Raw genomic sequence first — 13,042 nt, 5'->3', positions numbered from 1 at the left:
GGAGAAATGCAACGCTAGCAGATAGGAAAAGACGGCTATTTGCTAGTGCGCGATGAGCCGATTCTTAATCCGATCCTCAACCGACGTTTTAAACAATCTTCATGACTTTTTTGATGACACGACATGAAACATGCCTTCACAGCTTTCCCAGGCTGCACGGAGCTGCGACATGTCGTTTATTCGCTTGCCAACGCCGAGCAACGAAAGTTCTTCTTCGATTCCATAGCGTTGTTTCATGTCCGAGAAAAGCTGGCTTATATCGCTCACATTCTCAAACACCCCGGTCACCGCCCTGCCATCGTGAATAAATTTTACAAACACCGTTAATGGAGGAAGGCTTGCTCCGGTCGAGACCGTCTTTGCAGGTTCAACCGTAGTGAAAGTTCGCCGGGAAGGCGCGGCGATAAAATCCGGCTGGGTTTGGGCGAGCACTGATTTATTTGCCTGTTGGCGATTCAAAATTTTTTGTTCTGATTCTTTTGAGCGGAGGGTCGGCGCAGGTGGACCATCATTGCAGGTCTTTTCAGCCGTAACGTCAAATAATTCGGAAGACGAGGAAATCGGCTTGGAAGCATGATTGGAAGATGAAATGGTTTTGTCGGCCATGGTCCCACCTTGTGCCCGGAATTGAACAAGCCTAATTAAGAGGCGTTGTGTTTAATGATAATTAATGAACAAGATGAGTCACGGTGAGTAACGACAGGTTCCTTGGTTTCCGGCAGCCATGCGCTTCATCAATATCATTCCCTGGACGAAGCATTGCGCAACGACCGCCGTATTGCGCTTCACTTCACACTATTGGCCGTTCGCAGATGCCGCGGGTCCTCCGGTGCCGGCATTCTTCATGCTGAACCCGGCACTCGGACGCCCGCGGCTGCCCGGCCTACGGGTTCGCGCAGCTGAAGCTGGCGGCGTCGTCGATGCTGCCGGTGCCCTTGTACTTCGCGACCTGCGGATACGGGCACAGCGGACGGGTGCGGTTGGCGACGTTGCTGACGATGCGGGTGCCGACCAGCGTGGTCGGCGCCACGCTCTGGCTGACCCAGCGGTCGAGCGCGCGCACCACGTCATGTTCCGGGTCCGCCGCCGCCGCGCTGCCGGTGCTGCCGCCGATGTTTGCCACGCCGGGGCCGCCGGCGCAGTGGCCTATTCCCGGCAGCATGTAGAGCTTCAGGAAGCTGTCGGTCCCGGCTTGGCCCTGCGCCGCCTGCACCTGCTGGTAATAGTCGAGGCTGGAGAGCGGCGAGATCTGCTGGTCGGCCCAGCCGTGGTACATGATCAGCTTGCCGCCGCGGGCGCGGAAGGCGCTGAGGTTGGGCGTGGCATTGTAGATCGACGCGACCGTCTGCCCGAGCAGCTGGGTGTTCAGCGCGCGGTCGGTGTCGGTGTCGAAATTGAAGGCCGCATTATTGAACGTCGGGTCCTGGAAGACCGCGTAGCGGAAGAAGTCCCAGCCGCTGCCGCCCGGCGTGGCGCCGGTGTAGAGGCCGGTCCAGCCCAGCTCGCTGCCGCGGGTGTAGGCCGGGAAGATCTGCTGGCCGTTGGACTTGCGGGCGCCGCCGTAGATGCGGTTGGCGGCGGCCACCTGCACTGGGGTCAGGCATGTGGCCGCGTCGGCGCCGCCGGTGCACTGCAGCACCGCCGGGTCGAAGGTGCACTTGCGCGGGTCGTCGATGATGCCGTCGGTCACGCCGTCGAGCGCATCGCAGGCCTGGATCACCGCATTATTCAGCAGCGTCATCTTGGGCGCGGTGATCGCGGTCTGGTCGCGCAGGTGAGGCGTGCTGTTCCACAGCTCGGCCACCATCAGGTTGGCCCACTGCCATGCCGGCGCGCCAGCGACGATGCCGTCATAGTCGTCGGGGAAGCGCGACGCTTCCATCAGCGCATGATGGCCGCCCTGCGAGCAGCCGACGAAGTAGGACTGGCTGGGCGCCTTGTCGTAATAGCGCCGGGTCAGCTCCTTGGCCGCCACCGTGGCGACATGCTGCGCGCGGTAGGCAAAGTCGACGATCTTCTCCGGATGTCCGAGCGCCCAGGTCTGCTCGGCCGCGCCGTTCGAACGGCTGGTGTCGGTCAGGTGGCCATTGTCGGTCGCCATCACCGCGTAGCCGTCGCGCAGCGCCACCAGCATCGCGGCGGTGCCGATGGAGCCGGCCGACGATCCCGAGCCGACGCCCTGGAACTTGCCGTTCCAGCTGCCGGCCGGAGGCATCCATACCTCGAAGCCGATATTGGAATCCGCCGTCGGCTTCGACGCGGCGACGACGCGGCAGAATGGCACGTTGACGCTGGTCGTGCCGACGGTCACGCTGCCGGCGTTATAGGTGGCCGCGCTGATGGCGGACGATTCGGGCAGCGCGCTCTGGGCCAGAACCGCGCAGCGTTCGGACTCCAACCGCACCACCGGCGCGGTGCTGCCGCCGTTCCCGTTATCGTTATCGTTATCGTTGCCGCCGCCGCAGGCGGCCAGGGTGAGCAGCACGCCGGCGACGGCGGCGCATGAGGGTCGCATGATCATCTTGTCTCCTTGGTTTTTGTAGGTGCATGCCCTGCGCAGGCATGCATGCCAAAGATAAACATGCTTCGGAACGGATGAGCGGCCATGCTCCGGGAAAATATGCCGCGTTATTGATTGCGTTCAAACAACGCATGCGCTTGCCGGCAGCCGCGCCAGGAACAGCTGGAATTCCGGCAGCGACAGCGGCCGGGAAAACAGGTAGCCCTGGCCCTCGTCGCATTGCGACGCGCGCAGGGTCTCCAGCGTGGCGGCGGTCTCGATGCCCTCGGCGACCACCGACAGGTTCAGCGCATGCGCCAGGTCGATGAAGGCCTTGATGAAGTTGACGCTGCCGTCGCCGTCGATCTGCTGGTTGATGAAGGAACGGTCGAGCTTGAGGATGTCGAGCGGGAAGCGCTGCAGGTAGGCCAGCGCCGAATAGCCGGTGCCGAAGTCGTCGACCGCGATCCGGATGCCACTGGCCTTGAGTTCGCCCAGGCGGCGCGCCGACACGTCCATGTCCTCGATCAGCGCCGACTCGGTCAGCTCGAGCTCCAGCAGGTGCGGCGGCAGGCCGGCGGCGTCGAGCGCGGCCGCCACCTGCGCGCCCAGCGTCTCGCAGCGCAGCTGGCGCGCCGACAGGTTGACCGACACCCGCAGCGAGCGGCCGAACTGGCGCAGGAAGCGGCCGTTCTGCAGGCAGGCTTCCCGCAGCACCCAGGCGCCGATGTCCTCGATCAGGCCCTTTTCTTCGGCGATCGGGATGAAATCGAGCGGCGCGACCCGCCCCAGCTGCGGGTGGTTCCAGCGGATCAGCGCCTCCATGCCGACGACGGTCATGCTGCGCAGGTCGACCCGCGGCTGGTAATGCAGCTCGAACTCGCCGCGCTCCAGCGCCCGGTGCAGCGCCTGCTCGATCTGCATGCGGATGCGGGTCTCGGCGCTCATCTCGGCCTCGAAGAAGCACCAGGCATTGCGCCCGGACGCCTTGGCCCGGTACATCGCGGCGTCGGCATTCTGGAACAGCCCTTCGCGGGTGACGGCGTCCTGCGGGTACATCGCCACGCCGATCGAGGCGCTGACGAACACTTCCTGGGCGCCGAGGTCGAACGGCGCGGCCAGCGCCGCCAGCAGCAGGGCGGCGATGGCGGCGGCCGACGACGCGCCGGCCGGACAGGGCGCGACCGCGACGAATTCGTCGCCGCCGAGCCGCGCGACGATGCTGTCGGCCTGCAGCATCGCGCGCAGCCGCAGCGCCACCTGGCACAGCAGCTTGTCGCCGGGCTCGTGCCCCATCGAATCGTTGATTTTCTTGAACTGGTCGAGGTCGATGAACATCACCGCCAGTTCGCTGCCGCCCGCCTCGGCCAGCATCTGCTGCAGGCGCTCGTTGAGCAGCACGCGGTTGGGCAGGCCGGTCAGGGTGTCGTGGGTGGCCAGCTGCTGCAACCGGGCCTCGTCCTGCTTGCGCCCGGTGATATCGGTCAGAAAGCCGGTGATGGTCGCCTGGCCGCCGGCGTCTTCCTTGAAGTTGGCATTGATCAGCACGGTCAGGCCATGGCCGTCCTTGCGCCGCAGCGTGCCCTCGCGGCCATGGACGGCGCCGGGTTCGTCGCCGTCGAAGAGCGCCGGCTCATCCGGGCAATCCGGCAGCAGCGTGCCGAGCTTGCGGCCCAGCAGTTCGTCGCGGCCGTAGCCGCTCATTGCGCAGAAGGCCGGGTTGACGTCCAGCAGCCGGCCGGCGCGGTCGGCCAGCAGGTAGCCCGACGGCGTCATCGCAATGACTTCGCGCAGGCGCTGCTCGCTTTCCCGTATCGCCCTTTCCGCCATGAAACGCGCGGTGATGTCGTGGAAGAAGACCGACAGGCCGTCCTCGTGCGGATAGACCCGCGTCTCGTGCCAGGTTCCGCTGCCCGGATGAGCGGCTTCGAACGTGCTGTTGCGGCCGCTTTCCATCGCCAGGCGGAACCGCGCCAGGCTTTCCGTGCCCAGCAGTTCCGGCACCGCTTCCCACAGGATGCGCCCCAGCAGCGTGTGCTGCGGCCGGCCGACGAAGGCCACGGTCTTGCGGTTGACATAGGTGCAGCGCCAGTCGCGCGACACCGCGAAAAACGCGTCGCCCATGGTCTCGATCAGCGCCGAGAGCCGGTTGCGCGACTTCTGCAGTTCTTCCTGTATCGCCTGGCTGGCGCTGATGTCGCGCGCGCTGGCATAGACCCGGCGCTGCGACGGCAGCCAGCGCAGCGACATCGACAGGTGGACCGTGCCGCCGTCCTTGCGCAGCCAGCGCATGGCCATATCGCGCACCAGCGCGTCGCCGTGGCGCAGGTAGTGGCCGAGCATGGCGGCGCGTGGCCGGTCGTCCGGATGCACCAGCTTGTCATACGGCCGGCCGCGGAGTTCCTCCGGCGTGTAGCCGAGCGCGTCGCAGGCCGACTGGTTGATGCGCAGCAGCCGGCCGTCCTCGTCGAGGATCGCAAGCAGGTCGACCGCATTGTCGATCAACGCACTGTTTTCGGCCGCAAGATCGGCGACCATGCGGGCATTCTGCCGCTCGCCCGTGATGTCGCGGCCAATGCCGCGATAGCCGCGGAAAGCGCCGCGTTCGAAGATCGGTTCGCCGGAAATGACCAGGTGGCTGGGCGTGTCCTGCGCAGCCACGGCCGCCACGTATTCGAGGTCCTGGAACGGTTCCAGCCTTGCGGTCCTGCGCTGGTATTCGAGCAGGCCGGGGTCGTGCGGATCCGTCGCCAGTTCTTCCCTTCGCTTGCCCAGCAGGGCTTCGGGGCCGACGCCAAAGACCCGCTGCATGCCCTCGGACACAATGGTCAGCCGACCCGCCTCGTCGGTTTCCCAGTACCAGTGCGACGACAGCCGCGTCAGGCTGGGGAAAGGCTCGCGGGACGGCGGCTGCGCCGGCGCGATGCGCAATGCGCTCCGGGGCACTTCGTGCAAGGCTGGCATGACGTTTAGGGTGAGCCTGTCCATCGTTGAGGCGGTGAAAACGGCGTAAGCGCGAGGCAGGTTGCCGGCCCGGGTCGACAGGGATCGACGATTCCAGACGGGCAAGTAATATTTCTTTTGAGAAATATAAACCAAGCCCGGGGAAAACGCCAGTGCGCTGACCGAATCTGTTTCTCCAACGATGCAAGCCTGCTTGTACAAGCACACGACTACCCGATTCGGCTAAGCGCCCGGGCCCGGCGACAGCCAACCGCTGATGGCATGGCCGTGCGCGGGCCATGCTTTTCTCCAGGCAAAAACGCCGGCTTAATCGTCGTTGGTCTGCCCTGCGTCGGAATGGCTGCTGTTATGAGCGGTCAACTGGTCAAGCGTTGTCGAGATAGCGGAAGCCGTTTCGGCCGGACTCATTTCAACGGACGTTGTTTCGATGGAAATAGCGACGGCGGACAATGCGCCGGCGGTTTCGGTAGATGCCGTATCGCCGGATCGCGCATCGACCGCGGTCGCAGGCATGTCGGTGGCTACCGTCGCGGTCGAGCGTGCCGCGCGTGCATTCACCGCGACGCGGAGGACGACACCGCCAACAATGCCGATAGCAACGGTCGCTGCAAAGCTCGTCGCGACGGTCGCGCCGTCACCCCATCCCGCCGGCACGCTGCCGTCGGAATGCACAACGTCGTCTGCCGGTTGTGGCGATTGCATCGATCTGACGTTCGCCATGAACTCTGCGAACTCCGGGGCTGCCATCGATGGAACATGCAGCTGCACTCCTGCCGTGGAAGTTGGGTTTGGGTTTGGGTTTGGGTTTGGGTTTGGGTTTGGGTTTGGGTTTGGCGTCGGTGTCGGCGAAGGTGTTGGCGAAGGCGTTGGCGTTGGCGTTGGCGTCGGCGTCGTCGATAGACATGAAAGCGCGTCGGCATTGCAGGACGGGTAGCTGACGTTGCGTATTGCCTCGAGTTGCTCCACGAATTCTTCGTTCGACAGAATCACGACGGAACCGCCGGCGGCAGGCGTCCAGTTCGCCGGCGTGACATTGACAAGGGTGGTATAGGCTGAGCGATAAGAATCGATGCAGGCCTTGCTGTTGACATCGAGGGCGTCGAGAGCGCGTGGGGAAAAGAAGATTTTCGCTCCATGCTCGTAAAGCTTGAAAAGCAGCGGGTGAAAAAGCGCTGCGCCGTTTTGAAGCACCAATGTAGCGTCGGTCATCCGTCCGTTGACTTGATCGACTTGATCGTCGCATTCGACCGTCGGGCAGACCGCCATCAATTTTTCCGCCGTGTCTATGTCGGCGAAAAGAAGTTCCACGGAGCGTTTGGAGGAAGCAAGGCAAAACACGTTGGAAGAACCCTTCGTGTAGTACTCGATCAACGCTTCCTGGTTTTTGGCAGCCCCTTTTACGTAGGCGTCCAATGTCTCGGCAATTGTCCTGTCCACCGTGTCCGGCACCTGGGCGGCTGCGCCAGGCGGGCCGAAGTGCCATGCCGGCAGCGATGGCATGAATGATTCCGCAGTCAGGCTGCGTAGTCCGCGCCAGGTGCCGGAAACCTGGCCTGCCAGCAGCGCCAGCGAGCTTTCCGCAGCCTGCAGCACGGCATTTGCCGCCAGGCCCGCCTGCCGGCCTGCCCGTTGCCAGTTGCTCTCGAGAGGCGGCAGCCCCATCCACTGCCAAACGATGTTGCGTTGTTGCAACTGGTTCGGTGCGCGCGGCGTGAGCGGCTGGCGCGGGATCCGGCAGTCCGGCGCACCTTTACTGCCGACGCCGGCCTGCTGCAGCTGCGCATACAGATAATTGTTCGACGCCGGGATGCTGTGGTTGGCGCGCAGGCTGGAGGAAACGCCTTGTGGCGAAGAGGTTGCCATGGTTACTGCCCTTTTCTGGAATGAATGAGGCGGCTAGGTAACCAGGCGCTGCAAATGGTTAATGGCGCGAACATTAAATCCTTTTCGCGCGGCGCCGAGGCATCGCAGATGATGGCGGCCCCTGGAGCCTGATTCCGGCCAGGCAGGGCAGCCCCGTGGCGCAGTCGTCCGCAGGGTCGCTGCGCAGGCCGCCTAGCCTTCCGCGCCGACCGTGGCGGGCGCGTCCCGCGTCAGCAACGGGTAAGGACTGATGGCGCCGCGTGCGGTGTAGATGCCGTAATGCAAGTGCGGCGGCGTGCCGCGGGCGTTGCCGGTGGTGCCGACATAGCCGAGGACGGTGCCGGCCGCCACCCGCTCGCCGGCGCGCACGCCGGCAAAGCGGTCGAGATGCGCATAGTAATGGCGCTGGCCGCCCGGCCCCATCACCCAGACGACCTGCCCGCCCAGCCGGTTGGTGCCGACCCGCATCACGAGGCCTTCGGTGGCGGACCGCACCGGGCGGCCGCGCGGCGCGAAAATGTCCAGCCCCTCATGCCGCCGCCCGCCGCCGTCGCGCGGCGCATGCCAGGTGTCGCGCAGCGACGCCGGCCGCACGCCCTCGACCGGCATGGCCAGGTATTGCGGCGCCGGCATCGCCGCCAGCTCGGCGCTGTAGAGCGCCAGGCGCAGCGGCGCCTCCGCCAGCGCGGCGGCAAGCAACAGCACGGCGGCCCAGAACAGCGGGCGCAAAATGCGGAAGAACACGGACATGGCGCATGCGGCGGAGTGGGACACCACGCTTGGAGTGGCCTGCCGCGCACAGGTTCTTGCGCCGGCGCGCGGACTTGCGCCAACCGGCTTACTATTACTTCGTCACGACCTCGCGGTGCATCGGCGCCAGCCGCGCCAGCAGCCGGTTCTGCGTGCGCGACGGCACGTCGTTCCTGCGCATCGCCGCCTGCAGGTCCTCGACCAGCGCATTGAACTGCGCCCGGCTGACCTTCAGGTCCTCATGGATGGTCGTCATGTCCTTGCCGCTGTACTTGCAGGGACCGCCGGACACTTCGCAGAACTGCTCTTCGAGCTTGGCGGCAAGGCGTTCCATGTCGACGCCGTCGAACGTGGCATTGATGCGGGCGTCGGCCTGCAGCGCGGGCACCAGGTCGGCCACGACACGGCGGATGCCGGCGCTGCCGCCAAGCTCGTTGTAGAGGCTGTCATCGGCGGCATGGACCTGCAGGCTGGCGGCGGCGAGAAGTATGGCGATCAGGAAACGGAAGGCTGGCATGGTTGTTGGGCGTTGAGTTGCGGCGACGGTCAGAAACCGGCCTGCAGCGACAGGTAGAAACCCTTCTGCCGGGTCGGGTTGAGCACGGTGATGTCGCCCAGCGCGACCCAGGCGGCGGTCACGGACAGGTGCTTGGACGGGAACCAGGCGATGAAGGCGTCGTAGTAATCCTTTTCATTGTCCACCGCCAGGTTGCGCGGCTTCATCCGGTATTCGACGCCGGCCACGACGCTGGAGCTGAACAGGTAGGCGGCCGACGCTTCCAGCATCGGCTGGTAATGGTTGCCGCGCTCGCCGCCGAAGCCGAGCAGGCCCATCTGGTTGGCGCGGGTCGCGCGCAGCGTGCCGTTGAGCAGCAGGCTCCGGTCGAGCAGGATCTTGGTCGCCGACAGGTAGACATCGACGCCGTGGTCGCTGGCCGCTCCGAGCTGCTTCACGTTGCCGACCGCGCCCAGGCCGGACACGCCGGTGTTGCGCTTGGCCATCACGCCGACGGCGATCTGCGGCAGCAGGCTGTCCTGCTCCAGCACTGCGTCGCCGGCCAGCTTGAGCTTGATGCCGGCGATGTCCTGGCCGATGCGCAGGCCGTCCAGCGCGCCGCCGTCGCCGCGGAAGCTTTGCCGGGCCAGCGAGACCTCGACCCGGTCGGCCAGGCCCATCGCGAAACCGTAGGTGTACAGCGCATGGTCCTGGGTGCGGATTGCGGTCGCATGGACGTTGCCGCCATAGCTGTCCCGGCTGCCATAGCCGGTGATCAGCGCCCACGGCGTCAGTCCGCCGCCGCCCGCGCCTTCGACCTGGCTCACGCCGCCGGTCGCCAGCAGCTTGCCAAGGTCGGGCGAGGCCGGGCCGGCCGCGAGCGCGGCGCCGCAGGAAAGGGCCAGTACACTGGCGGCAAGCAAGGTGCGCAGGGAAGCAGGAATCATCTGTCGGCTCAATTTATTTCTTGTTGGCAATGCTAACAAACCGGATGGCGATCCCTGCAGGAATCTTTGCTTTTTGATGCGGAGATGCAACATTTTTCACGCGACCGACGGCTGTTTCAAGCCATCCGTTTCAGGCTATACTCATTGACGTTGACGTTAACGTCAATCAAACCCACCCGGCCGACCCGCCGCGCGAACCGACAGCGAGGGCGCCGCACGCATCCCGGAGACCGCATGACCGACCTGTCCGTAACCCAGAACCTCGCCGCCTGGAAACCCGCCAACAAGGTGCGCTTCGTCACCGCGGCCTCGCTGTTCGATGGCCATGACGCCTCGATCAACATCATGCGCCGCATCCTGATGGCCAATGGCGCGGAGGTGATCCACCTGGGCCATAACCGCTCGGTCGACGACATCGTCACCGCGGCGCTGCAGGAAGATGCGCAGGGCATCGCGCTGTCGTCCTACCAGGGCGGGCATGTCGAATACTTCAAGTACATGATTGACCTGCTGAAGGAACGCGGCGGCGCGCACATCAAGGTCTTCGGCGGCGGCGGCGGCGTGATCGTGCCGTCCGAGATCGCCGAGCTGCATGCATATGGCGTGACCCGCATCTTCAGCCCGGAAGACGGCCAGCGCATGGGCCTGGTCGGCATGATCCAGTCGATGATCCAGGCCTGCGACACCGACCTCTCCTCCTATGCGCCGGCCTCGCTCGACCCGCTCACCGCCGGCGACATGACCGCGCGCCACCGGCCGCTGGCGCAGCTGATCACGGCGCTGGAAAACGGCAAGGCCGATGCGGCGCTGACGGCGCAGCTGCGCGACACCGCCGCCGGCCTGAAGACGCCGACCCTGGGCATCACCGGCACCGGCGGCGCCGGCAAGTCCTCGCTGACCGACGAGCTGATACGCCGGATCCGGCTCGACCAGGACGACGCGCTGAACATCGCCGTCATTTCCATCGACCCGTCGCGTCGCAAGTCGGGCGGCGCGCTGCTGGGCGACCGCATCCGGATGAACGCGATCGCGCCGTGGCAGGGCCAGGTGCGGGTCTTCATGCGCTCGCTGGCCACCCGCGAGGCCGGCTCCGAGATCTCGCAGGCGCTGCCGGACGTGATCGCTGCCTGCAAGGTGGCCGGCTTCGACCTCGTGATCGTCGAGACCTCGGGCATCGGCCAGGGCGACGCCGCCATCGTGCCGCATGTCGGGCTGTCGATGTACGTGATGACGCCCGAGTTCGGCGCGGCTTCCCAGCTCGAAAAGATCGACATGCTGGACTTCGCCGACTTCGTCGCCATCAACAAGTTCGACCGCAAGGGTTCGCAGGATGCGCTGCGGGACGTGGCCAAGCAGTACCAGCGCAACCGCGAGCTGTGGAGCCAGCGGCCCGAAGAAATGCCGGTCTACGGCACCCAGGCCTCGCGCTTCAATGACGACGGCGTGACCGCGCTGTACCAGGGCCTGCTGGCGCGGCTGGCCGAGCAGGGCCTGCCGGTCCAAGCCGGCAAGCTCGCGCCGGTGGCGGCCCGCTATTCGTCCGGCCGCAATGCCATCGTGCCGCCGGCCCGCAGCCGCTACCTGGCCGAGATCGCCGACACCGTGCGCGGCTACCATCGGCATACCGGCACGCAGGTGAAGCTGGCGCGTCAGCGGCAGCAATTGCAGGAAGCCGCGCGCATGCTGGCCGAGGCAGGCGGCAGCGACACCTCCGCGCTCGACGACCTGGCCGCGCAGCGCGACGCCAGCCTCGACGCCGCCGCCAGGAAGCTGCTCGCCATGTGGCCGGCGATGCAGTCGGCCTACGCCGGCGACGAATACGTGGTGAAGATCCGCGACAAGGAAATCCGCACCGGCCTGGTCTACGAGACGCTGTCGGGCAGCAGGATCAGGAAGGTCGCGCTGCCGCGCTTCGAGGACCACGGCGAAGTGCTGCGCTACCTGATGCTGGAAAACGTGCCCGGCTCCTTCCCCTACACCGCCGGCGTGTTCGCCTTCAAGCGCGAGAACGAGGACCCGACCCGGATGTTCGCCGGCGAAGGCGACGCCTTCCGCACCAACCGCCGCTTCAAGCTGGTGTCGCAGGGCATGGACGCCAAGCGCCTGTCCACCGCCTTCGACTCGGTCACGCTGTACGGCGCCGACCCGGCGCTGCGGCCCGACATCTACGGCAAGGTCGGCAACTCCGGCGTGTCGATCGCCACGCTGGACGACATGAAGGTGCTGTACGACGGCTTCGACCTGTGCAGCCCGAGCACCTCGGTGTCGATGACCATCAACGGCCCGGCGCCGACCATCCTCGCGATGTTCATGAACACTGCCGTCGACCAGCAGCTCGACAAGTTCCGGACCGACAACGGCCGCGAGCCGACCGACGACGAAGCGCAGAAGATCCGCGCCTGGGTGCTGCAGAACGTGCGCGGCACGGTGCAGGCGGACATATTGAAGGAAGACCAGGGCCAGAACACCTGCATCTTCTCGACCGAGTTCTCGCTGAAGGTGATGGGCGACATCCAGGAATATTTCGTGCACCACCAGGTGCGCAATTTCTACTCGGTGTCGATCTCGGGCTATCACATCGCCGAGGCCGGCGCGAACCCGATCTCGCAGCTCGCCTTCACGCTGTCGAACGGCTTCACCTTCGTCGAGGCGTATCTCGCGCGCGGCATGCACATCGACGACTTCGCGCCCAACCTGTCCTTCTTCTTTTCCAATGGCATGGACCCGGAATACACGGTGCTGGGCCGGGTCGCGCGCCGCATCTGGGCGGTGACCTTGCGCGACAAGTACGGCGCCAACGACCGCTCGCAAAAGCTGAAGTACCACATCCAGACCTCGGGCCGCTCGCTGCATGCGCAGGAAATCGACTTCAACGACATCCGCACCACGCTGCAGGCGCTGATCGCGATCTACGACAACTGCAACTCGCTGCATACCAATGCGTATGACGAGGCGATCACCACGCCGACCGACGAGTCGGTGCGGCGGGCGCTGGCGATCCAGCTGATCATCAACCGGGAATGGGGGCTGGCGAAGAACGAGAACCCGAACCAGGGCAGCTACATCCTCGAGCAGCTGACCGACCTGGTGGAGGAAGCGGTGCTGCAGGAGTTCGAGCGCATCGCCGAGCGCGGCGGCGTGCTGGGCGCGATGGAGACCGGCTACCAGCGCGGCAAGATCCAGGAAGAGTCGCTGCTGTACGAGCACAGGAAGCACGACGGCAGCCTGCCCATCGTCGGCGTCAACACCTTCCGCAACCCGAACGCCAGCCAGGCGCCGCAGCAGATCGAGCTTGCCCGTTCCACCGACGACGAGAAGCAGTCGCAACTGCAGCGCCTGGCCGACTTCCAGCAGCGCCATGCGGCAGAGGCGCCGGCCATGCTGCAAAAGCTGCAGCAGGCGGTGATCCACGACGAGAACGTGTTCGCCACGCTGATGGACGCGGTGCGGGTCTGCTCGCTCGGGCAGATCACCGAGGCGCTGTTCGAGGTGGGCGGGCAGTACCGGCGCAGCATGTAGTAC

Annotated in this window: 8 protein-coding genes; 1 reads left to right on the top strand and 7 read right to left on the bottom strand. The window is 65.6% G+C overall.

Features of this window, described 5'->3' with window-relative positions; genetic code table 11:
* Nucleotides 1–99: 99 nt before the first annotated feature.
* The 7 genes from QOL82_RS05780 to QOL82_RS05750 all read right to left on the bottom strand — a co-directional run bounded on the left by QOL82_RS05780 (nt 100) and on the right by QOL82_RS05750 (nt 9,520).
* Nucleotides 100–606 carry a hypothetical protein gene (locus QOL82_RS05780; protein WP_283441304.1) on the bottom strand — a complete coding sequence of 169 codons (507 nt, stop codon included), beginning with the start codon at nt 604–606 and terminating at the stop codon, nt 100–102.
* Between the two features lie 277 nt (nt 607–883).
* Nucleotides 884–2,521 (bottom strand): tannase/feruloyl esterase family alpha/beta hydrolase, encoded by a 1,638-nt coding sequence (locus QOL82_RS05775; protein ID WP_283441303.1) that lies wholly within the window; start codon nt 2,519–2,521, stop codon nt 884–886.
* A 120-nt stretch (nt 2,522–2,641) separates the two neighbouring features.
* A complete protein-coding gene (locus tag QOL82_RS05770) occupies nt 2,642–5,464 on the bottom strand; it encodes a sensor domain-containing protein (protein ID WP_283441302.1) in 2,823 nt (940 codons plus the stop codon).
* A 306-nt stretch (nt 5,465–5,770) separates the two neighbouring features.
* Entirely contained in the window at nt 5,771–7,327 is a 1,557-nt protein-coding gene (locus QOL82_RS05765; protein WP_283441301.1) for a hypothetical protein, read from the bottom strand.
* A gap of 192 nt (nt 7,328–7,519) precedes the next feature.
* Entirely contained in the window at nt 7,520–8,077 is a 558-nt protein-coding gene (locus tag QOL82_RS05760) for a M23 family metallopeptidase (RefSeq protein ID WP_283441300.1), read from the bottom strand.
* Nucleotides 8,078–8,171: 94 nt separating this feature from the next.
* Nucleotides 8,172–8,594: a group I truncated hemoglobin gene (locus QOL82_RS05755; protein WP_283441299.1), complete on the bottom strand. Its 423-nt coding sequence runs from the start codon at nt 8,592–8,594 to the stop codon at nt 8,172–8,174.
* Nucleotides 8,595–8,623: 29 nt separating this feature from the next.
* A complete protein-coding gene (locus QOL82_RS05750) occupies nt 8,624–9,520 on the bottom strand; it encodes a DUF3034 family protein (RefSeq protein WP_283441298.1) in 897 nt (298 codons plus the stop codon).
* Between the two features lie 234 nt (nt 9,521–9,754).
* Between QOL82_RS05750 and icmF the strand changes: the two genes are divergently transcribed.
* Nucleotides 9,755–13,039 (top strand): fused isobutyryl-CoA mutase/GTPase IcmF, encoded by a 3,285-nt coding sequence (icmF, locus tag QOL82_RS05745; protein ID WP_283441297.1) that lies wholly within the window; start codon nt 9,755–9,757, stop codon nt 13,037–13,039.
* Nucleotides 13,040–13,042: the final 3 nt, after the last annotated feature.

The organism is Noviherbaspirillum suwonense (assembly GCF_900182955.1).
Taxonomy (GTDB): domain Bacteria; phylum Pseudomonadota; class Gammaproteobacteria; order Burkholderiales; family Burkholderiaceae_D; genus Noviherbaspirillum_A; species Noviherbaspirillum_A suwonense.
Note: the sequence above shows the minus strand (reverse complement) of the source record. Positions and strands in the feature narration are given on the sequence as shown.

What these genes read in the sequence shown, in the direction of transcription:
- QOL82_RS05780 (WP_283441304.1), bottom strand. Translation starts at nt 606, where the DNA reads ATGGCCGACAAAACCATTTCATCTTCCAATCATGCTTCCAAGCCGATT.
- QOL82_RS05775 (WP_283441303.1), bottom strand. Translation starts at nt 2,521, where the DNA reads ATGATCATGCGACCCTCATGCGCCGCCGTCGCCGGCGTGCTGCTCACC.
- QOL82_RS05770 (WP_283441302.1), bottom strand. Translation starts at nt 5,464, where the DNA reads ATGCCAGCCTTGCACGAAGTGCCCCGGAGCGCATTGCGCATCGCGCCG.
- QOL82_RS05765 (WP_283441301.1), bottom strand. Translation starts at nt 7,327, where the DNA reads ATGGCAACCTCTTCGCCACAAGGCGTTTCCTCCAGCCTGCGCGCCAAC.
- QOL82_RS05760 (WP_283441300.1), bottom strand. Translation starts at nt 8,077, where the DNA reads ATGTCCGTGTTCTTCCGCATTTTGCGCCCGCTGTTCTGGGCCGCCGTG.
- QOL82_RS05755 (WP_283441299.1), bottom strand. Translation starts at nt 8,594, where the DNA reads ATGCCAGCCTTCCGTTTCCTGATCGCCATACTTCTCGCCGCCGCCAGC.
- QOL82_RS05750 (WP_283441298.1), bottom strand. Translation starts at nt 9,520, where the DNA reads ATGATTCCTGCTTCCCTGCGCACCTTGCTTGCCGCCAGTGTACTGGCC.
- icmF (WP_283441297.1), top strand. Translation starts at nt 9,755, where the DNA reads ATGACCGACCTGTCCGTAACCCAGAACCTCGCCGCCTGGAAACCCGCC.